Below are 20438 nucleotides of genomic sequence, written 5' to 3'. Positions count from 1 at the left end.
CTGCTCACGCTTTTTTCCCTCAGGTTCCGGCGTATTTTGCACTGCAAAAAACAGCCGATCAAGATGGATGCGTAAGGAAGGCTGACCTATCGTGAAAAAGGCAAGAAACGAGATGTTCAGGCTTTGGCGCGTGCAAGAAAAAGAATGCCGGAAAGGGGTTTTCCGGCATCCTTGCGAATGGTGGTTTTGCGGATTTCGATGAGAGAAAAGCCCGTCCGCTCCAGAAGGCCGGTCACGTAGCTTTTCGAATGCGCGTAACGAAGAGATTCCCGCAGAACGAAACCCTCCTCGTCCCCCGCATCCTCCACCGAAAAGGCAAAGAAACCGGAGGGCGCAAGCAGGGCTGAAACGAGCGGCATGACGGTTTCGAGACTGCCGAGATACATCATCACATCGGCGGCGGCGACAAGGCCGGCGCGGTGTTCCACTCTTTCCGGGCTGAACAGCCCCGAGGTGGCGGCGTCCAGCGAAAGATCGGCCTGGCCGAGATGGTCGTAAAGACCTTTTTCCTCGGCCTTGGCAAGCATGTTCTGGGAGATATCGAAACCTTCCAGCCGCTTCGCCAGGGAGCGGATTTCGATGCCGAGAAGGCCTGTGCCGCAGCCAATATCGACAATCGTGTCGAAGACGCCGCCATCCGCCGCCCTGCCGATCAGCTCCGCCAGTTTCTGCGGTACGCTGTAATCCAGTTTCTCGACGAGCGACGTTTCGAAACGGTCGGCGTAATCGTCGAACAGCCCTTCCACATAACGGCTCGGCGGCTGCTCGGGTGTTTCCGCGGCACCGAGAACCGCGAGTTTCAGTTCGGCTGCGAACAGCCCTTCCGTATCCAGCTCGGCGACTTTCTCGTAAGCCGCCACGGCTTTTGCAGTCTCCTGCGCCTTTTCGTGATATTCCCCGAAGCGAAACCAGCCCGCCGTCCACCGTGGCGCAAGTTCAAGCGCCTGTTCCATGAGTTCGGCGGCGGCGGGATAATCACCGCTCTCCGCCAACATGCGGGCATAGTCCGCCCGGCGGTCGGCAATGACGTCACCGGAAGAAAACTGGTTTGGGGCCATTCAAGATTCCTGAGAAGATGTTGGCTGTCATTTATCAAGCCATAAAAAAACTCAAGTCCTATTTCATGGCGCACGCGTGGAATTGGCTGATATGACGCGATATAGTGCGCGCAAACTTGCATCGAAGCGGCGCGCTGCATATGTCAGGACAAAACAGGAGACTTGCTGATGGCCGGTGAGGTCAACAAAATGCTGGGTGATACGGTGGCCCGTACCGTGGTGAAGCTGCTGGTGGTTTCATTGCTCGTCGGCTTTCTGATGGCGATCTTCGGATTGACGCCCTGGAACATCATCTATGGCGCGCGCGATTTCGTGGTCGACCTGTGGCGCAGCGGTTTCCATGCGCTGGGCGCAATCGGCGACTATCTGATCCTCGGCGCTACGATCGTCATTCCCGTTTTCATCATCCTGCGTCTCCTGAGCTATCGCCGCTGACATGACCGACACATCATTCCAGACGCTCACCCGGCGCGGCTTCGTGCTGATTTCCGCCGGCTCCGTGCTTTCCGCCTGCGTTTCCGTGCCCACCAACAAGGGCATGCCGTCCGGCACCCGCGATGAGACCGCGGCAGCGCTTCCGATGGTCAACGAGTTGCGCCGCTCGAAGGGCCTTTCGCCACTCGCCATCAATGGCGCAGCCAGCGGTGCTGCCGCTTATCAGGCCGGCCGCATGGTCAAGGCGCAGAAAATGGCGCATCTGATCGGCCTGACCGACAGTTTCCTCATCCGCATGAAGGACGGCAATGTGCCGCTACCGGCGGCGGAAAACGTGGCCGCAGGTCAGGACAGCGTGGAGCGTGTCGTCAAGGCCTGGATCGGCTCTAAACATCATCTCGAAAACATGCTTGGGCCCTATAATGGCCTCGGCGTCGCGGTTGCCTATGATGCCGCCAGCCGCAACCGGCCCTATTGGGCGATGGTGCTCTGCGCGTGAGAGTGGGTGGGGACTAGGCTACCCTCGCGACCCTCATTCCTGTGCTCGTCACAGGAATCCAGCCGACGCGCGTCTGCGCGGCGATAAGAGTCCTTTCAGCCCAAGGACTTGGGCTGGCTGGCAACTGTATTGTCAGGTTTTAGCAAAGACGGTTTTATCCCTGAGGATTGCGTTTGCGGCGACGAGGATTTTGCGGGCGATGGCAATGATCATGACCTTGAACGGTTTGCCCTTGGTCTGCATGGTTTGCGCCGTGCGGGCGAAGGCGGTCTTCAGCCTGTAAGCCACCAACGCCGCCATGTAGAGGGCATCGCGCACGCGCTTTCGTCCGCCGCGAATATGGCGCTGGCCGCGTTTGATGCCGCTGTCGGCATTGAAGGGAGCAAGTCCCGCCAATGCGGCCATGGCTTTGGAAGAGCTGCCGCCCAGTTCCGGCATATGCGCCATCAGCGTGAATGCGGTGACTGGCCCGACGCCCGGAATGGAACGGAGCCTGGTGCTTTGTTCGTTCAGTTCCGCGTTTTCCCGGACATGGGCGTGACAGGCTTTTTCGATCGCCTCGATCTCGCCGTCCAGCCAGATGAGATGGCGCTCCAGACTATCGTGCTCCATGGGCTCTGCGCTGGAAAGGCGAAGCCGCTCCTGCTGGCGCATGGCAACGAGCTGATCGCGCCTTGTATGGAAGCTGGCAAGCGCCTGCCGGGCCGGATCGGGTGGTGTGCTGGTTGCGGGGCCAAGCGTTTCGCCCATGTGTGCCAGCAGGCGGGCATCGATGGCGTCGGTCTTGGCCAGGCGGCCGGTGGCTCTTGCGAAGTCGCGCGCCCGGGCGGGGTTGACCCGGCAATACGGACGCTGTTGCCGATCGAGAGCCGCGCACAGCTGCCTGTCATAACGCCCGGTCGCCTCCAGAATGACCGTCGCCTCCTGCCCCTCCAGGCCTTGCAGCCATGCATGAATGGCGGCAGCGGTGTTGTCGATGCGGATATGCCGGGATGTCCGGCCGTCGAAAAGATCAAGATGCGCCTTGGCGACGTCGCATCCAATGAAAACAGGGTGTATCATGGCAAGCCTCATCCTGTGCTTCGAGGTCCGCGCTCACGGCCTCAATCAACTGTTCAGGTTGGGATATCAAAGGCGGACGGAGGACCAGAGCCAGCAAGCGGTCTCAAACGACCAGGATCCCGACGGCCTTCCGTCCGCTACCATTCTAGCACAGACGCAATACACAGGATTCCTGTGACAAGCACAGGGATGAGGGAGGAGAGCCCCTGAGGACGCGCTGCCTGACCGTCCAAGGTCTGCGCTCAGCCCAGCTTGCGGTCGGCCCAGCGGTCCACCGCGCTGTCGCGCAAGTCGCGGATCGACTCCACGCCTTCGCGGGCGACCAGCTTCGACAGGCCCTTGACGATTGACGACGGCAGGCCGGGGCCTTCATAGACCATGCAGGAATAGAGCTGAACCAGATCGGCCCCTGCCCTTACCTTTTCCAATGCCGTTTCCGGCGAAGAAACCCCACCCACGCCGATGATGGGCAGATTGCCGCCCACGCGACGGCGCATCTTGGCGAGAACCGTGGTCGAAAGCTCGAATAGCGGTTTGCCGGACAACCCGCCGGCCTCACCCTTGTGCGGACCGGGCCGCAGGCCTTCGCGCGAAAGAGTGGTGTTCGATACGATCAGGCCATCGAGATCATGGGCCAAGGCCTCTTCTGCAACATCATCCAGCCCTTCCTCGGTCAGATCGGGCGCGATCTTGAGGAAGATCGGAATGCGTTTGCCAAAGCGTTCTGCCTCCACTTTCCGGCGTTCCAGCACGGCGGCGAGAAGTGCTGCGAGGCTTTCCCGCGCCTGCAGGTCGCGCAGGCCCGGCGTATTGGGCGAGGAGATATTGACGGTGAAATAGGATGCAATCGAATAAAAGGCTTCGATGCCCTGCACATAATCCGCGATGCGGTCTTCGCTATCCTTGTTGGCGCCGATATTGACGCCGACAATGCCGCGCAGCTGCGCCTGCTTCAGACGTTCCAGTGCTGCGGCGTGGCCTTCATTGTTGAAACCGAGACGGTTGATGACGCCTTCATCCTCAACCAGACGGAAGATGCGCGGTTTGGGATTGCCGGATTGCGCCTTGGGCGTGACGGTGCCGATTTCGGTAAAGCCAAAACCGAGCCGCAGAAGTGGTCCCGGCACTTCCGCATTCTTGTCGTAACCCGCAGCCATGCCAAGCGGATTGGGAAAAACGAGGCCTGCCACGGTCTGCTGCAGACGCGGATCGTGCGGCACCATGCAGGTCGGAAGGAAGCCGCTTTTCAGCGCCGCCACGGAGAGGCCATGCGCCTTTTCCGGATCGACCAGAAACAGACCCCTGCGGCCGATCGAGGAAAATAATCCGCTCATCACAAAATCTCCGGAAACTGGTGCTGGCCATCATGGCCAAGTGAAAGCGGCGTTTCCCAAAGCACGGCGGTCAGGGGAAGAGACGCATAAAGATGGGGGAAAAGATCGCCGCCTCTCGAGGGTTCATAGACCAGCTTGTCGCCAAGCGCTCCCCCGTCGACCGCGATAAGAAGCAGGTCAACCTGGCCGGAAAAGTGCCGTGCGGCGGTCTCGGCCACCTGCTTTGCCGTCGAAAAATGAATGAAGCCGTCGGTCAGATCGATGGCGGCGCCTTCGAAGACGCCCTTCGCTTTGGCCGCATTCCACAACGTCTCCGGCACGATTTTATAGATGATCGCGGGCGTTTCTTGCATGGGGCTCTCCGAAGGCTTTCCAAGGCTTTTCAGTCTGGGCGGTTTGCCGCAAAGCGGGTCGATTGTCCACAGTTTCCACTGCATTTTTATTGCTGAAGCCGTCAAAGGCCGCCTGTCCACAAGCTTTTTCTTGTAATGCGCAACCGATTGGAGCAACCTTTGAGCGGAGGAGCCGGTAGCGTTTCGACCGCCGGCAAATGGGAGTGCATCAGACCAGCGAAAGAACCGCATAACGCCCTTGGGAGGGGGCCAGAATGTCGGAACTTGTCATTATCATAGCAGACGACCACCCGCTTTTTCGCGGCGCCCTCAAACAGGCCGTATCCGGTCTTGACGGGCAGCAGACCATCATAGAAGCCGGGGATTTCGAGGCCGCCCGAAGTGCCGCGACGGCGCGTAACGACGCCGATCTGATGCTTCTCGACCTCGCCATGCCGGGCGTCAGCGGGTTTTCAGGCCTGATGGCGCTCCGGGCAGAATTTTCCAGCCTGCCGATCGTCATCGTTTCGGCAACGGACGATGCGACCACCGTTCGGCGCTCCATCGAACTCGGCGCTTCCGGTTTCATTTCCAAATCCTCCGGCATCGACGATATTCGCGATGGTATTCGCGCCGTTCTGGAAGGGGACGTCTGGATACCGGCGAGCAGCCACGGTGACAAGGAAAACGACCCGGATGTGGCTGATCTCATAGGCCGGCTCAGAACGCTGACGCCGCAGCAAAGCCGGGTTCTGGGCATGCTGGCCGAAGGATTGCTGAACAAGCAGATCGCCTATGAGCTGAATGTTTCGGAAGCCACCATCAAGGCGCATGTCTCCGCGATCCTGCTGAAACTCAAGGTCGACAGCCGCACGCAGGCGGTGATCCAGCTCGCCAAGATAAACACATCGGCCATGGTGGCGTGATCAAGGATTTTATTCCTTTCCTTTCTTTACTCCGGGCCGGATATGGTCTAGATTCCGGGAAGTAAATGACAGGAGCTTTTCCGCTTTCGGCTCCACCTGCGGGCTTTCTTACCATGCTGTCACATGAGACGATCTGGGGCGCCATCGATACGCTTGCCAAACGCCATGAGCTGACGCCCTCGGCATTGGCGAAGCGCGCCGGTCTCGATCCGACCTCATTCAACAAATCGAAGCGCTTCGGCCCGGATGGCCGCAAACGCTGGCCTTCGACGGAATCCGTCTCCAAGGTGCTGGAGGCGACGGGGGCAAGCGTCGACCAGTTTTTCGGCTATGCTTTTGGCAAGGCCGCCCAGACGATGCAGCCTTCCGGTGCGGACAATGCCATACCCCTGCTCGGTTTTGCGCAGGCGGGTTCCGGCGGCTTCTTCGATGATGGTGGTTTTCCGGCCGGTCAGGGCTGGGATGTGGTGGAATTCCCCTCTTCTCCCGAACGCAAGCAGGGCGTCTATGCGCTGGAGGTACAGGGCGAAAGCATGATGCCGCTTTACCGCGATGGCGACATCCTGATCGTGGAGCCGGGCGCGCAGGTGCGGCGCGGCGACCGCGTGGTGCTGAAAAGCCGCGACGGCGAAGTGATGGCCAAGGTGCTGGCGCGGCAAAGCCCCAAGAATATCGAGCTTCTTTCCCTCAACCCCGAACATCCGAACCGCAGCTTCGACATGGCCGAGGTGGAATGGATCGCCCGCATCATCTGGGCCAGCCAATAGGCAATGAGCGTGCGGGCCTCCCGCTTATGTCGCTACGCTCTTCGCACCCTGCCGACAATATCCCTTTACAGGCCGAGTGCGCTGACAGCGGCATCGACCGGCATGACCTTCGCACCGCCGGACACCGCCCTGCGGACAAGGCCTTGCAACCTGTCTCCCGGGCAACCGTAAAAGCTCGGCGCAGGCGAGACATCATGCGTGAAAATGATGAGCCAGCCGCCATTTTGCAAAACATCCTCAAGCCAGCGATCGGCAGCGTTGAGATAGTTCTGATCGGGCCGCAATTCCACCGCAGCCAGATTATAGGGATCGATGCTGCCCCGGTTGATGCCGGCCGTGATGCCACGGGCCGTCCTGAACCTGCGCCGCAACAATGGTTGCATGAGGGGTGAGGCCATGCCGAAGGGAACGGAAAAATTCCGTTTATGCCCATTTTGGTTGAATGATCCGAGCACGCTTTCGTTGCGATCGAGATCCTCCTCAAGCCCGCGCCGCGAAAAGCTTGAGAGTTTGCGGTGAGAATAGGTGTGGCAGGCAAGCTCGTGGCCGGCCGCTGCCAGTTCCGAACAGCCCTGCGTGGAGATCATCTCCTGCTGCTCATCGTGCGTGTCGATGAAAACGCCCGCAATGTAAAACGTCCCGCAAACACCCTCGTTTTCCAGTATGCGTGCGCCCTTTGTCCAGGCGGTTGCGGGTACATCGTCGAATGTGAAGGAGACGATCGGTTCGGATGTCTCGATCCGAGCCGCCGGTCCCGGAAAATAGCGTACGAGCCGGTTATTGATCCGGTCCGCAAATGTCCCGATTTTTTGCGCCATGCATAGCCCCCCGGCCTTTCTGCAAATTACTGCCCTTGTTCAAGTATGTCGTAAGCCTGATGCCTCAAACAATAGATTGCGATCAGAAGAGAAGACCAGATAGGCCCAGTTCCAGTAAAGAAATTACTCTCAATACACGAAGAAAGCAGTGCATACACCCAAATTCGGGCAAAAAGCCGCGTCAATCCCGGATCGGTTCCCCTTTCCACCGCTATACGAAAATCATTTGCAGGTATGATGACGAGCCATATGACTATGAGAATAAAGGCCGGCAGGCCGCCATTCAGCAGGCTTTCTACATAGCCATTATGGGCATGGGAGGCCGTGACCGCCCAGGTTTCGGAAATATCGGCCTGCGACAGGAGCGCGCTGCTCGTCCAGAATGCCTGGAAACCCTGCCCGAAAATCGGCGATTGCGCAAAGGTGTCGAAGGACAGACGCCATATGTCCGTTCGGCCGGTAAAGGTGGAATCGATCCCCAGACTTTCGACCAGATTCTGTATGCTCGGAAAATAGGTGGAGCCGACTGCGAGGATGTTGAAGAAGGCCAGAAGGCCGCCGATCATCAGCAATGTGCGACCTGCATGTCTTTCCAGAATCCAGATCAGCGCGATGGTGACTGGCAACAGCATCGCCGCGGTTTTTCCATTGGTTTTCCAGAGGAAGAAACCTGCCAGGAGCGTGATTGCGATACCGCCAACCGTCGACCAGGCATTACGCAGGTAAAGCCCGACCATGAAAAGAATGATCATGGCCGGAGCAGCCGCGTTCTTGTGGTTGAAGATGCCGCGCCAATCGCCCGCAAGCGACGTTTCATCGAGATCGTAGGGCTGATGGATCGAGCGCGAGCTCAGAAAGAGCACCCCGAAATAGCAGAGCGCCAGCAGGATGATGGCGAAGATGGCCATCATCCGGTCAAACTGGCGCCGGTCCCGGGGCATGACGACGAGGACGCTGGTGATGAAACAGAGAAGGGCCGTAAAGATCAGGCGTTGCAGCGAGGTCCCCGGCTGCTCGCCAAGCACCGAGCAGATCACCAGCCAGAAAAACAACAGGAGGATGGGCAGACGCGGCCGCAGCAAAAGTCCTGTCAGCCGGTGGCGCAGGGCAAAAACACCCAAAATCAAAGCAATGACAAGCCCGGTGAGCTGGTTTGCGGCCGCATGCGGCACCGGCGGAGCCGCGAGATTTTCAAATGGGGCAACGGAAATCCAGATATAAAGCATCGTGCCGACGAAAAAAATCGCGTCACGACGGCTGCCCGTAAGCGACATGGCATTGCTTGGCGCAGAAATGGGCTGGGTATCAGCAAAACGCGGCATGGTCGCCTGTACGGAGAACGGATAATCGGATCATCTATGGTCTGCTCTGGGACGAACGACGAAACCCTTTTTTGAAACCAGGCCCTGTCCAAACAACCATAAACAGTCATTATCATCATTATTGTGTAATTGCTTTAACCCTCTCTTACCTCAAAGAAGGCTAAGACAGAAGAAACTGTCATTCATCGGTTCACCGGCATTCAGATTACTGGCCGGACGCCGGCTTTCAGTTCGCCAAATATTACAAAGCAGGGCAGTCATTTTTTGAATGCGTCCGGCAATGTCGGAAAACATGGAGAATGAGGTGTCGTTCAATACGCCGCGGCTCGGCCATCTAGTCAGACTGGGATTGACCTATATGGCGTCCGGCGGGGCTCTGCTGATGTCCAGCGCCGCCCAGCTTTTGACATTCGCCCTGCTTGCCCGTCATCTCGGCGTCGAACAATTCGCGCTCTATGCGTCGATCACGGCCGTCACCAATCTTGGCGTGCAGATCTGCGGCATCGGTTCGCAGGAATCTCTGATCCGCCGCGTCGCGCAGGATCGCAGCATGTTTCCCGTCATGCTCGGCCACAGCTATCTTCTCAGTGCGGCGACAGGCGTGGTACTGACCTTCATCGGCATGGTGACGATCCCGGTGTTTTTCCCGACGTCGGAAACATTGCTGCATACACTCATCACCACCTTCCTGATCCTGATAACGAACCTCGTTCTTCTGAAAGTCATTTCGCTTTCCACGCAGAGCTTCATCGCCCATTCCGACTTCGCTTCAGCCAACAAGCTGGAAGTGATGTTCGCCGTCGCACGCACGATTGCCGCCGTGGTTGCCTGCCTCATCTTCAAGATAGAAACGGTCGAGGCCTGGGCCTTGTGGAACCTTGCCGCCCACGCCATTGCGACGGTGATCTCGGTCAAGGCGATCGGCAGGCTTGGCAAGCCGGTTTTCCGGATCGTTCGCGATGAAATCCGCATCGGCATTCTGTTCTCCACCCAGTTCCTGTTCAAGGCCGTGCGCGGCAATGCCGATATTCTCGTTCTCGGCGCCATTGCCAGCGCCGAGGTCCTGGGCAGCTATTCCATCGCCCGGCGGATTCTCGACAGCTCCTACCTCTCGGTGGAGGCCCTTAACCGCCTGATCTATCCGGGTTCGGCCTCGGCCGCTCTGCAGGGCATCGGAAAGACCATAGAACGTGCCTATAATGTGTTGAAGGCAGCGCTCGTTATCGCAGTCGGCAGCGCGCTCGCAATCTTCATCATCGCGCCTTTCCTGCCGCTGCTGTTCGGCGACGAATATGTCTCGCTGCCCATCATTACCCGTGTCCTTTGCTGGGTTGTTTTACCGATGGCGGTGGCGGCGACGGCGCTTGAAGCACTCGGTGCATCCGGGCGGCAGGATATTCGCGCCAAGATCTGGAACAGCGGCAACCTTATCGGCTCCGTTGTCGTCGCCGTCTTCACCTGGTTCTTCAGCATTTCGGGAACGATCGGCAGCTATTTCCTGGTGGAATCCGCTATTGCCGCGGCCGTCTGGATCGCGCTTCTGCGCCTGCGGCGCAACGATGAAGCCTTTGCACCTGCCAAATAGACGGCGCTTTCTTTAATAAAGCCCATAGGGGAAATAACGCCGGTAGATTTCTTCCAGCCGGCCGTTGCGGGAAAGTGCGGCAAGCGCCTGATCAAAGGCCGGCACAAGCACATTGTCCGGATCGACAGCCATGATGGACAGGCCTTCACCAAGAAATCTGTCGGACATGTAAGGCCCGCCGAAGAGCGCGCAGCAGCCTTCGGACGCGCTTCCTGAAACCCAGAAAGGCAGGCGCAGACCATCGGCGAAAACGGCGTCCACCTTGCCCGTCTTCAACGCGTCGTACATGGGTTCATAGCCCTCGAAACCTTCAGCCGCGGCCTTTGGAAAAAATGCCTTCAGCATCTGCTCGTGCCGCGAACCTGTGACAACGCCTACCTTTTTTCCCGACAGGGCTTCAGCGCCGGAACCGGTGAATTTCCCCGCCTTGTTGACGGCCAGGCGGGCGGGCAATAGCAGATAGGGGCGTGAGAAGGTGAAACTCTTGCGCAGATCGGCGGTGGTGGCGAGACCGGAAATCACCGCTTCCCCCTCCCCCATCTCGAGGGCCGCTTCAAGCTCGTCAAACGGCAGCGCCTGCACCTGACATTTGCTTTCAACCTTCAGCTGGGCACAGATTTCACGCACGAGATCGACATGAAAACCCGCAAGCCGGCCTTCCTGATCGGTAAAATTGAAGGGTGGGAAATCGACCGACATCAGAAACCTGATGCGGGGAACGGAAGAAAGATCGCCGCCCGGAAACCGCTCCTGCGCATCAAACAGCACCGGCATGCGGTTTCCGTCCGACAGACCTTCCGCATGAACTTTGCCAAAAAAGCCAACAAATTGTAAAGCGACAACTAAAGTAAAAACAAGACTTACATTCCGCGTTACATTCGTCATTCTCATCTATACTGTCCGTAGCAGGAATTGGCGCGTTACCATGACAGCGGCGGCGATGCATGGATTATTTTAGGCAGTATACACGAGAATCGTTTAGCACGACGCCGGCGGGACGAAAAATTGCGTTTTCGCTCATTGGTGACAATCCGCTCTGGATGGCTACCGAACAGGACGAGCCCGGACCAACGCGCTTTCTCTCTTCGCTGGGGTTTGGCAAGCCCTATATCAGCACATTCGAAGAACGGGCCCTGAAAAACGGCTCGACCGTGGAAGACGAATTGCTGGCAAGCGGTCTTGTCGATGCGGATGCCTATTACGGCGCCTTTGCCAGATTTTTGCGATTGCCGTTTCTTGCGGAAATCGATCCCGGCCGGGTATCAGACATCAAACATCTGGACGTGCAACTTGCCGAACCACGGCTTCTGCGGCTGGCACCACTGAACGGCAAACCGATGCTGCTGATCGTGCCGGAACTGGCACGGATGGAATTGCTGAAAAGCATGCTCGATCAGCGTCCGCAGCTTTTCGACGAACTGGCTGTGACCACACCGCAGGCGATGCGCGGCGCAATCTGGAAGGCGGGCGAGGCGCGCCGCTGCCAGGACACGCGACATCGGCTTTTCAACGCGGCGCCGCAGCATTCGGCCAGAATCACGCTGCAAGGGCAGCAGGGTTTTACAAGCGGTGTCCTCGTTACCCTGCTCGTTCTGTCGCTGCTGTTTTATACGCAGGCGACCCTAGTGTATATTCACGTCACGCTGACAATGCTTTATCTTTCCACCCTGCTTTTCAGGCTTTTTGCGCTCGTCCATGCGCCCAGAGAAAACGATGCAAAAACCATCGTCCCGCTCCCGCAGGACGGAGATCTGCCGGTCTACACCATTCTCGTGGCGCTTTATCGCGAAGAAGCGGTCGTCGAGCAGCTTGTCGGTGCGCTGGATCGGCTGGACTGGCCCAAATCCCGGCTCGACATCAAGCTCGTCTGCGAGGCGGACGACGCCGCGACGATTAAGGCTATCCAGCGGACAAATCCGGGTTCGCATGTGGAGATCATAAGGGTTCCGCCGTCCCTGCCGCGCACCAAACCCAAGGCCCTGACCTATGCACTCTCCGGCGCGCGCGGCACATTCGTTGCCGTTTACGATGCCGAAGACCGACCGCATCCGCAACAATTGCGCGAAGCCCATGCCGCCTTTCGCGACCAGCCGGTCGAGGTGGCCTGCCTGCAGGCGCCGCTTATCATCAGCAATGCGCGCTCCTCCTGGCTCAGCGCCTGTTTCGCACTGGAATATTCCGGTCTCTTTCGCTGCATGTTGCCCGTTCTCGCCGCGCACAGGTTGCCGTTGCCGCTTGGCGGCACCTCCAACCATTTCCGCACCGCCGTCTTGCGCCGGGTCGGCGCCTGGGACCCCTACAATGTGACGGAAGACGCCGATATGGGCCTCAGGCTGCACAGGCTCGGTTATCGCTGCGGTGTCATCCGGCGACAGACGCTGGAGGATGCGCCGACCTCGCTTCCCGTGTGGCTGAACCAGCGTGCGCGATGGTACAAGGGCTGGCTGCAAAGCTGGCTGGTAATGACCCGCGCGCCCTTCATCACCGCACGCCACATGGGATGGGGTGCCTATACGGTCTTTCAGTTACTGATCGGCGGGATGCTCCTGTCGTCGCTAACGCATCCCCTGCTGTTCGTTTCCTTCGCTTTCATGGTCATGGCGATCCGTGAAAATGGCGCGGATATGCTGCTTTCCTGGCAGGGGGCTCTGTTTCTCATCGATACGCTGAATATTTTCGGCAGCTACGCCATCTTCGTGCTGATGGGCCGAAACAGGATGATAGCCTACGAAAAACAACAGATCGGACGCCGCTGGATGGCAATCCCGCTCTATTGGCTGATGATGTCTGTTGCCGCCTGGCGCGCCGTGGTGGAGCTGAAAACCAGACCTTTCGTCTGGAACAAGACGCCGCATGTGCCTGTCGTCAAAGATGCGGCGTGACGAGACATAGCCGGGGAAGCGCTTACTTCGCGCTTTCTCACGATACATGGAATACTTTCAGTCCGCGCTTCCGCAATCGGAAACCATTCCGGCTTCGATGGCGATGCCGCTATAGCAGCGGCAATACTTAGAATGCCTTGCCGAACGAGGCTTGTCTCCCGGCAAGGCCTTTCACTTCGCCACCGAAGCGACTGAAAACTTTATTTGGCGACGAGCTTGTTCTTGATCAGGCCGACAATGACCTGGACGATCAGACCGCCCACACCGCCACCAACGAGCTGGCCGGCAAGAGCGGCGATATCCACGCCGCCGGCTGCCGCCGTGCCTGCAGTCCCGAGCAGCGATCCGAGAACCGTTCCGCCGCCGATGCCACCGATGGCGCCGGCGATCAGGTTTCCGAGCGAACCGAGATCGGAATCCTTCAGTATCTTTCCGCCTGCCGTGCCGCCAACCGCACCACCAACGATTTGGGCCAATATCGAAGTAAGATCCATGTCATCCTCCTCACTTGTTTCCCCGACCATTCGGGGAAACAAAGCCTCTTATTCATGTCTGCGCAGGCTGGACGGAACCGGCGTGGCCGGCCTTCTCTTCCTCGCCAAAGATTTTCCAGACCACGGCGCCAATGACGCCGCCGAGGATCGGAGCGAGCCAGAACAGCCAGAGCTGTTGCACCGCCCATCCGCCGACGAACAAGGCCTGCCCCGTGGAGCGGGCCGGATTGACGGATGTGTTGGTGACCGGAATGGAAATCAGATGAATAAGGGTGAGGGCAAGACCGATGGCGATCGGCGCGAAGCCGGATGGAACCCTGCCATGCGTCGATCCCAGAATGACGATCAGGAAAAATGCCGTCAGGATGACCTCGATCAGCAGCGCCGAGACGAGAGAATAACCACCCGGCGAATGTTCACCATAACCATTGGCGGCAAAACCGCCAATGTCCGCCCCTGCCTTGCCTGTAAGGATGACATAAAGCGCCGCGGCCGCGACAATCGCCCCCAGAACCTGCGCCACTATATAGGGCAGGAGGTTCGCTGCCGGAAATTTACCGGCAACCGACAGGCCGACGGAAACGGCCGGATTGAAATGACCGCCCGAAATGCCGCCAACCGCATAGGCCATGGTCAAAACCGTCAGGCCGAAAGCGAAAGCGACACCAAGAAAACCAATGCCGAGTTCAGGAAAAGCAGCAGCAAAAACCGCACTGCCGCAGCCTCCGAACACGAGCCAAAAGGTACCCAGAAATTCCGAAAGAAGCTTGCGACTCATAACATTTCCCCATCATGTTACGACTGCATCAACTATTACGTGCAATTTAATAGTAGTCAAGCTAAATCGCATATTCACGCGACTGCCGGGGCGTCAATGCGCTCCCGCACGATACAGCGTTCCTCTGCCTCTGCTCGCACGCCAGCGCCTGAAGCGTTTCAAAAAGACAACGCAGGGTGAGATCGGCTGACGCTTAGCAACTTCAGGCTCAGGCAAGCCCGATTGCGTAATGAGCCTTTGCAAAGTGATGGACTTGAACGGACGCTCTTCGGGGTATTGGCAAGTAAATCATTTGTTGCTGTTGAGAATTTGGCCTTAGCCTTTAGGATTTTCCGGACATGACTTCGATCATTTCTTCCCTGAATGTCAATCAGATCAAATATCTTTCGACAGCAGCAGTTGCAGCCTGGACAACCGATGAGGTGGGGACGCTTTCCACGGCTCAGATTAAAGCGCTTTCTTCCGATCAAGTCGCGGCACTGGATGCAGAGGATGTCAAAGTCCTAAACTCCCGACAGTTAAGCGCCATCTCACAGGGCGCCATCATCGGTTTGACGCTGGATCAGCTGAACATCCTCGATCAATACGCCATCAAGAGCCTGAGTGCGGGTCAGATTTCTGCGCTCACCACCACGCAGATCGATGCGCTGACGGTCGATCAAGCGGAGGCGTTGACCGCGCCCCAGGTGAGCGCCCTCAAAGCAACGCAACTTGCGGCCTTCAGCGCGGAGGAATTAGCGACCTTCTCGACCGCCGATATTGCGGCGATAGCCGCGAGAGCCATGCCCGGCTTGAGCACGGAGGCGATCGCAGCGCTTACCCCAGATCAGATCGCGGCTCTGAACATAAGCGCCATTGCGAGCCTGACGACCGATCAGATCGCGGTTTTGAGTCCAGGTCAGATCGAAGCCCTGTCGCCCGCACAGATCAGGATGCTGAATTCGGCGCAACTCGCGGCCTTCAGCGTGGAGGATATAGCAACCTTCTCGACCGCCGATATTGCGGCGATCAACGCCAAGGCCCTGCCGGGCATGACCACGGATAGTGTCGCCGCCCTGTCCCTCGATCAGATCGCCGCATTGACGGCAGCTCAGGTTGCCGCACTCAAAACGACACAGGTCGCGGCCTTCAGCGTCGGCCAGATCGAAGCCCTGTCGCCGGCGCAGGTGATGGCGCTGAGTTCGGCGCAACTCGCGGTGCTCAGCACGGATGCCATAGCGGCCTTCTCCCTCGCCGACCTCGCGGCGGTGACGGCCAGAGCCGTGCCGGGCCTGAGCACGCAGGCGCTATCAGGCTTTACCCCCGATCAGACCGCTGCCCTCAGCACGGGCGTAATTGCAAGCCTGACGACCGATCAGATCGAAGTCTTGAGTACCGATCAGATCGCAGCCTTGACGACGGCTCAGATTGCCGCACTCGGGACGAAACAGATTTCGGCTTTCAGCACGAGCCAGATCGAGGCCCTGTCACCGGCGCAGGTGAAGGCGTTGAGTGCGGCGCAACTCACCGCCCTCGGCGCCGAGGATATAGCAACCTTCTCCACCGCTGATATCGCGGCGATCAACAGCAAAGCAATCTTCCGCCTGGGTACGGAGGCGATCGCTTCGCTTAGCGATGATCAGATCGCAGCCTTGACGACAGCCCAGCTCAACGCCCTCAGCGCAGCGCAGTTTCAAGTCCTGAACGCCACTCAGATCGAACTCCTGTCGACCGCCCAGATTGCCGCCCTGAACGCCGGCGTGATCGCAAGCCTGACAGCAGATCAGATCGACATCTTGAGCACCAGTCAGGTCGAGGCCCTGTCCTCCGCGCAGGTGAGGTCGCTGAGTTCGACGCAACTCGCGGCCCTGCGTCTGGAGCAGCTGATGACATTCTCGACCGCTGATGTCGCGGCAATCACGAACAAGGCCCTGCCGGGCCTGAGCGTGGATGCTATCGCCGCGCTGACCAGAGATCAGATCGCTGCTCTAAGCGCCAGCGCAGTCACGGGCCTGACCACCGATCAGGTCGAAGCCCTCAGCAGAGATCAGGTCGGCCTTCTCTCCGCCGCGCAGCTTAAAGCGTTGAGTTCGGCGCAGGTCGCTGCCCTTGGCAGCGATGTGACGGTCCTCTCCACCAGCCAAACCGCAATGTTGAGTGCAGCGGGTGTCAGGGGCCTGAGCGCCGATCAGATTGCCGCCATGAGCGTCGGTCAGTTTTCGGCCTTGACCGCAGTCCAGATCAGCGCTCTCAGCGCGGCGCAGATCGCGGCCGTGAGCGAGGACACCATAAAATCACTTTCGCCGGTCCAGATCGCGGCCATAAGCGCCGCAGGCATCGCGGGACTTTCAACCAGTCAGATCACCGCTTTGAGCACCGATCAGATTTCACGTCTGACCACCCGGCAAATGGCAAGCTTAAGCTCGGCGCAAATTGCCGCTCTGGGCACAGACGACATAGCTGCTCTTTCAAAAAACCAGATCGCTTCCATAAGTGCCGCAGGCATTATGGGACTGAGCGCCGAGCAGCTGGCGACCTTCAGCACCGGTCAGGCCAGCGCCCTGACGGGCGCGCAGATTGTCAATCTCGATTCCACGCAGATTTCGGCACTGGGCACGGATGATCTCGCGACATTCACACCCAGGGAGATTGCCGCCATCGGTTCGACGGCGATCCCGGGCTTGTCGGCCGAAACGATGGTGTCCCTGACGACGGCGCAGATTGCCGCCCTGAATACGCAAAGCATCAGTGCACTGAGCACGGCGCAGATCGCCGCCCTGACCACCGCTCAGGTGGCTGCCCTGACCCCTGCACAGGTCAGCGCGCTCTCCTTGAAGCAGATCGCCGTCTTGAGCACGGATGACATTGCAACATTCTCGACCAAGGATATTGCCGCGATCAGCTTAAACGCGATCCAAGGTCTGTCGACCGAGACCGTAGCCTATATGACAACGGGTCAGATTTCGGCTCTCAACGCACAAAGCATCGGCGCGCTGACCACCGCGCAGATTGCCGCCTTGACGACGGCACAGGTGGAGGCTTTGACCACCGCACAGGTCGGCGCTCTCACCTCGAAACAGATCGCCGTCTTGAGCACGGAGGACATTGCAACATTCTCCGCCAGGGATATTGCCGCGATCAGCGCCAGCGCCATCCCCGGCCTGTCAACGGAGACCATAGCCTCCTTGACGACAATGCAGATTGCCGCCCTGAGTTCCGCTGGCATTGGTGGACTGAGCACCGGGCAGGTAGCCGCCTTGACCAGCGGTCAGGTGAACGCTCTGACCAATGCCCAAATCCGTGCCCTCGCCTCCAGACAGATTGCGGCGTTGCGCCCGGACGATATCGTCTCGCTTTCAGCAAGCCAGATCGCCGCTCTCAGCGCCGCGGGCATAACGGGCCTCACCCCTGATCAGATTGACGCCCTCACCACCGATCAGGTCGCGGCTCTGAACAGCGCTCAGATCGGCGCGCTTAACTCGAAACAGATTGCCGCCCTCAGTCCCGATGATCTCAACACCTTCACCGCCGCCGAGCTGGCTGCAATCAGCTCCACAGCGATCCGGGGTCTGTCGACAGCAACGGTCGCTTTGCTGACGACGGCTCAGATCGCAGCGCTGGGCACGGCAATATCGGGCATGACCACCGACCAGGTTGCAGCCCTCGGGACCAATCAGGTGGGCACCCTGACCAGCGCCCAGGTCAGCGCCCTCACCTCCAGACAGATTGCAGCGCTGGGTACAGACGACATCGCCTCGCTTTCGGCAAACCAGATCGCCGCTCTCGGCACAGCGGGTGTGACTGGCCTGACCACCGATCAGGTCGCGGCGCTCAGCGCCGATCAGGTCGAGGCCCTGACCAGTGCCCAGATCGGCGCTCTCAGCTCCAAACAGATTGCCGCCCTCGGTGCTGATGACCTCAGCACTTTCACGACCGCGGAACTGGCCGCTATCAGCCTGAATGCGATCCCCGGCTTGTCGACGGCCACGATCGCTTCGTTGACGACCGCACAGATCGCCGCCTTCGGCACGGCGGCGATAGCCAGCCTGACCATCGACCAAATTGGCGCGCTCGGCACCAGCCAGGTAGAGGCCATGAGCAACGCCCAAATCGGCGCCTTCACCTCCAAACAGATTGCAGCGCTAGGCACGAATGACATCGCCTCGCTTTCAACAGCCCAGATCGCCGCTCTCAGCACGGCGGGCATAACAGGCCTGACCAGCGATCAGATTGTGGCGTTGAGCAACGATCAGGTCGAGGCTCTGACCGGCGCTCAGATCGGCGCGCTCGACTCGAAACAGATCGTGGCCCTCAGCGCCGATGATCTGGTCACACTTACCAATTCCGAGCTGGCAGCAATCGGCATGAATGCGATCGCGGGCCTTTCAACGGAGACCATAGCGTCGCTGACGGCAGCGCAGATCGCAGCATTGAGCCCGGATGCCATCAGTGGGCTGAGCACCGGGCAGGTGGCCGTCTTGACCAGTAGCCAGTTGAACACCCTGAGCAATGCCCAGGTTAGTGCCCTCACCTCCAGACAGATTGCCGTCCTCAGCCCCGCCCACATCGCCTCATTCTCGGCAACCCAGATAGCGGCTCTCGATGCTCTGGCTGCATCCGGCTTCAGCGGCGCACAGATCGGCGCCCTGAGTGTTGGGCAGATCGAAGCGCTCTCCACCCGCCACATCGCATCGTTGAGTTCGGAGGCGCTCACGGGCCTGTCTCCGGCCATGCTGAAAACCTTCTTGCCGGCAGAACTCGCTGCGATTGGCTCGAACGCGATAAGGGGATTGTCTACCGACTTCATCGCCACATTGTCTTCCACTGACGTTGCGGCCTTGAGTACAGCCGGCGTCGCCGGACTGACCAGCGACCAGATCGGCGCTCTCGGCAAGGAGCAGATCCGGGCACTCACCACCGGCCAGATCGCCGCCTTGAGTTCAGCCGCACTAGCAGGGTTGACGACGGAAGGTCTAGCAACCTTCACCACCGACGAACTCGCCGCGATCAGCTCGGCGGCGATCAGGGGTCTTTCCACCGGTGTCATAGCCTCACTGTCTTCTCAGGGCATAGGCGCACTGACGACAAGCCAGGTGGCTTCGCTGAGCTACGGCCAGGTGGCGGCAATGGGTTCCGCGCAAATCGGAGCGCTGACATTGGCGCAGGTCGGCGCCCTTAAATCGCTGCAGACCGCCGCATTTGGCGGAGACGATCTCGCCGCATTGTCCACCGAGCAAATCATCAGCTTGAGTTCAAACGCGATCTCGGGATTGAGCACCAGCGCGCTCGCCGCCTTGACGGCCTCGCAGGCGGCGGCCTTCACCCAGGGTCAGATCGCCGCCATGAGTTCGGCGCAGGTCGTGGCGTTGAACAGCGACGATCCGGTAAGCAGCTCCGCCCAAACCATCGCCTCATCCACCGTAGCCGACACGTCGACGACGCAGGCGACGTCTCAACAGTCGCCAGACGTCGCTGCTGCGATTTTGTCCTACCTGAACGCATGACCTTCAGTGCGACGCATGCTAGAGTAAAGAAAGGTAGCTGGAGCGGGTGAAGGGAATCGAACCCTCGTATTCAGCTTGGGAAGCTTCGAGAACAGCGAGGAAAATCAATGCGACGTGTCATTTCGCTTACCTCGTGTCAGGTAACGAGAGACACGCGTTTCAATGAAAAATCGGGCAATTCAGATGATGAAAATGACTATCGGCAGCGTGGTGATGCTGGGGCTTTTGTTGCCGCCACAGGCCCATGCTGGCCAAGGCGTGGCGTGCGCCTCGCTGGTTGTGATCGACGGCGACACCATCAAATGCGACGGGCAGAACATGCGTCTGCTGGGCGGCGGGGTGCCGTTCAAGTCTGGCGTGGACGCGCCTGAAATGGGGAGCCGTGCCAAATGCGAGCTCGAGCGGAATCTGGCGCTGAAGGCGAAAGCCAGACTGAAAGAACTTCTGCTGGCTGGCGTGCCTCGCATCGAGGACAGCGGCGCACGGGACCGGACGCAGAGCCGCCGGCCGCTCGTGAATATCTATCTCCCCGATGGCCGGGAAGCTGGGCAGGTTCTTATGGGGGAAGGATTGGCGCGAGAATGGCGCCCAAAGCACCGCATTGATTGGTGCAATTGATCTGCATCTCCTTTACGGAGACGTGGGGAAATCCCCACGTTCGGA

At 59.2% G+C, this 20438-nt stretch carries 17 protein-coding genes; 8 read left to right on the top strand and 9 right to left on the bottom strand.

Translation table 11 applies throughout. The annotated features are described in order from the left end of the window. Positions 1-116: 116 nt before the first annotated feature. Complete coding sequence (locus tag JZY08_RS00925; RefSeq protein WP_216330676.1) at positions 117-1058, bottom strand: class I SAM-dependent methyltransferase; 942 nt, start codon at positions 1056-1058, stop codon at positions 117-119. Positions 1059-1226: 168 nt separating this feature from the next. Here JZY08_RS00925 and JZY08_RS00920 point away from each other — a divergent pair, with 168 nt between their 5' ends. Both JZY08_RS00920 and JZY08_RS00915 read left to right on the top strand, forming a co-directional pair. Continuing rightward, a complete protein-coding gene (locus tag JZY08_RS00920; RefSeq protein WP_003493739.1) occupies positions 1227-1493 on the top strand; it encodes a DUF6460 domain-containing protein in 267 nt (88 codons plus the stop codon). A gap of 1 nt (position 1494) precedes the next feature. After that, positions 1495-1992, top strand: a complete 498-nt coding sequence (locus JZY08_RS00915) for a CAP domain-containing protein (RefSeq protein ID WP_082183681.1) — start codon at positions 1495-1497, stop codon at positions 1990-1992. Positions 1993-2124: 132 nt separating this feature from the next. On the opposite strand, the gene JZY08_RS00910 is transcribed toward JZY08_RS00915, so the two are convergent. The 3 genes from JZY08_RS00910 to JZY08_RS00900 all read right to left on the bottom strand — a co-directional run bounded on the left by JZY08_RS00910 (position 2125) and on the right by JZY08_RS00900 (position 4741). Continuing rightward, positions 2125-3054 (bottom strand): IS110 family transposase, encoded by a 930-nt coding sequence (locus JZY08_RS00910; RefSeq protein WP_216330675.1) that lies wholly within the window; start codon positions 3052-3054, stop codon positions 2125-2127. Between the two features lie 242 nt (positions 3055-3296). After that, positions 3297-4388, bottom strand: a complete 1092-nt coding sequence (locus JZY08_RS00905) for a quinone-dependent dihydroorotate dehydrogenase (RefSeq protein WP_216330674.1) — start codon at positions 4386-4388, stop codon at positions 3297-3299. Next, on the bottom strand, positions 4388-4741 hold the full coding sequence (locus tag JZY08_RS00900; protein WP_137037056.1) for a DUF952 domain-containing protein: 354 nt from the start codon (positions 4739-4741) through the stop codon (positions 4388-4390). Before JZY08_RS00900 ends, JZY08_RS00905 begins: the two co-directional genes overlap by 1 nt. 254 nt (positions 4742-4995) lie before the next feature. Between JZY08_RS00900 and JZY08_RS00895 the strand changes: the two genes are divergently transcribed. Together JZY08_RS00895 and JZY08_RS00890 are read left to right on the top strand one after the other, a co-directional pair. Then, positions 4996-5646, top strand: coding sequence for a response regulator transcription factor (locus JZY08_RS00895; RefSeq protein WP_003493733.1), 651 nt, complete (start codon positions 4996-4998; stop codon positions 5644-5646). A 113-nt stretch (positions 5647-5759) separates the two neighbouring features. Beyond that, entirely contained in the window at positions 5760-6413 is a 654-nt protein-coding gene (locus tag JZY08_RS00890) for a helix-turn-helix transcriptional regulator (protein ID WP_003493732.1), read from the top strand. A 65-nt stretch (positions 6414-6478) separates the two neighbouring features. Here JZY08_RS00890 and JZY08_RS00885 read toward each other — a convergent pair whose 3' ends face one another. After that, complete coding sequence (locus JZY08_RS00885) at positions 6479-7231, bottom strand: polysaccharide deacetylase family protein (protein ID WP_216330673.1); 753 nt, start codon at positions 7229-7231, stop codon at positions 6479-6481. 26 nt (positions 7232-7257) lie between these two features. Continuing rightward, positions 7258-8553: a Wzy-type polysaccharide biosynthesis protein UppY gene (uppY, locus tag JZY08_RS27725; protein WP_003493729.1), complete on the bottom strand. Its 1296-nt coding sequence runs from the start codon at positions 8551-8553 to the stop codon at positions 7258-7260. Between the two features lie 292 nt (positions 8554-8845). Here uppY and uppX point away from each other — a divergent pair, with 292 nt between their 5' ends. Then, entirely contained in the window at positions 8846-10138 is a 1293-nt protein-coding gene (gene uppX, locus JZY08_RS00875; RefSeq protein ID WP_003493725.1) for a Wzx-type polysaccharide biosynthesis protein UppX, read from the top strand. Positions 10139-10150: 12 nt separating this feature from the next. Here the strand turns inward: uppX and JZY08_RS00870 are convergent, their stop codons facing one another. Continuing rightward, positions 10151-10912 (bottom strand): transporter substrate-binding domain-containing protein, encoded by a 762-nt coding sequence (locus JZY08_RS00870; protein WP_216331478.1) that lies wholly within the window; start codon positions 10910-10912, stop codon positions 10151-10153. Between the two features lie 170 nt (positions 10913-11082). Here JZY08_RS00870 and JZY08_RS00865 point away from each other — a divergent pair, with 170 nt between their 5' ends. Then, positions 11083-13020, top strand: a complete 1938-nt coding sequence (locus JZY08_RS00865; protein ID WP_216330672.1) for a glycosyltransferase family 2 protein — start codon at positions 11083-11085, stop codon at positions 13018-13020. A gap of 200 nt (positions 13021-13220) precedes the next feature. Here JZY08_RS00865 and JZY08_RS00860 read toward each other — a convergent pair whose 3' ends face one another. Next, entirely contained in the window at positions 13221-13514 is a 294-nt protein-coding gene (locus tag JZY08_RS00860) for a hypothetical protein (protein ID WP_035227544.1), read from the bottom strand. A gap of 52 nt (positions 13515-13566) precedes the next feature. After that, positions 13567-14292 (bottom strand): aquaporin Z, encoded by a 726-nt coding sequence (gene aqpZ / locus JZY08_RS00855; protein WP_137037052.1) that lies wholly within the window; start codon positions 14290-14292, stop codon positions 13567-13569. A 338-nt stretch (positions 14293-14630) separates the two neighbouring features. On the opposite strand from aqpZ, the gene JZY08_RS00850 reads away from it, so the two are divergent. Then, positions 14631-19775 (top strand): S-layer family protein, encoded by a 5145-nt coding sequence (locus JZY08_RS00850; protein ID WP_216330671.1) that lies wholly within the window; start codon positions 14631-14633, stop codon positions 19773-19775. Positions 19776-19988: 213 nt separating this feature from the next. After that, complete coding sequence (locus tag JZY08_RS00845; RefSeq protein ID WP_216331477.1) at positions 19989-20393, top strand: thermonuclease family protein; 405 nt, start codon at positions 19989-19991, stop codon at positions 20391-20393. Positions 20394-20438 lie beyond the last annotated feature (45 nt).

Origin of the sequence: Rhizobium sp. X9, from assembly GCF_018873185.1 — a bacterium.
GTDB classification, from domain to species: domain Bacteria; phylum Pseudomonadota; class Alphaproteobacteria; order Rhizobiales; family Rhizobiaceae; genus Agrobacterium; species Agrobacterium oryzihabitans.
The sequence above is the reverse complement of the archived record's forward strand: the minus strand, read 5'-3'. Positions and strand labels throughout refer to the sequence as shown.

Coding starts and splice junctions, on each gene's coding strand:
- JZY08_RS00925 (WP_216330676.1), bottom strand. CDS start 1,058: ATGGCCCCAAACCAGTTTTCTTCCGGTGACGTCATTGCCGACCGCCGG.
- JZY08_RS00920 (WP_003493739.1), top strand. CDS start 1,227: ATGGCCGGTGAGGTCAACAAAATGCTGGGTGATACGGTGGCCCGTACC.
- JZY08_RS00915 (WP_082183681.1), top strand. CDS start 1,495: ATGACCGACACATCATTCCAGACGCTCACCCGGCGCGGCTTCGTGCTG.
- JZY08_RS00910 (WP_216330675.1), bottom strand. CDS start 3,054: ATGATACACCCTGTTTTCATTGGATGCGACGTCGCCAAGGCGCATCTT.
- JZY08_RS00905 (WP_216330674.1), bottom strand. CDS start 4,388: ATGAGCGGATTATTTTCCTCGATCGGCCGCAGGGGTCTGTTTCTGGTC.
- JZY08_RS00900 (WP_137037056.1), bottom strand. CDS start 4,741: ATGCAAGAAACGCCCGCGATCATCTATAAAATCGTGCCGGAGACGTTG.
- JZY08_RS00895 (WP_003493733.1), top strand. CDS start 4,996: ATGTCGGAACTTGTCATTATCATAGCAGACGACCACCCGCTTTTTCGC.
- JZY08_RS00890 (WP_003493732.1), top strand. CDS start 5,760: ATGCTGTCACATGAGACGATCTGGGGCGCCATCGATACGCTTGCCAAA.
- JZY08_RS00885 (WP_216330673.1), bottom strand. CDS start 7,231: ATGGCGCAAAAAATCGGGACATTTGCGGACCGGATCAATAACCGGCTC.
- uppY (WP_003493729.1), bottom strand. CDS start 8,553: ATGCCGCGTTTTGCTGATACCCAGCCCATTTCTGCGCCAAGCAATGCC.
- uppX (WP_003493725.1), top strand. CDS start 8,846: ATGGAGAATGAGGTGTCGTTCAATACGCCGCGGCTCGGCCATCTAGTC.
- JZY08_RS00870 (WP_216331478.1), bottom strand. CDS start 10,912: ATGCCGGTGCTGTTTGATGCGCAGGAGCGGTTTCCGGGCGGCGATCTT.
- JZY08_RS00865 (WP_216330672.1), top strand. CDS start 11,083: ATGGATTATTTTAGGCAGTATACACGAGAATCGTTTAGCACGACGCCG.
- JZY08_RS00860 (WP_035227544.1), bottom strand. CDS start 13,514: ATGGATCTTACTTCGATATTGGCCCAAATCGTTGGTGGTGCGGTTGGC.
- aqpZ (WP_137037052.1), bottom strand. CDS start 14,292: ATGAGTCGCAAGCTTCTTTCGGAATTTCTGGGTACCTTTTGGCTCGTG.
- JZY08_RS00850 (WP_216330671.1), top strand. CDS start 14,631: ATGACTTCGATCATTTCTTCCCTGAATGTCAATCAGATCAAATATCTT.
- JZY08_RS00845 (WP_216331477.1), top strand. CDS start 19,989: ATGCTGGGGCTTTTGTTGCCGCCACAGGCCCATGCTGGCCAAGGCGTG.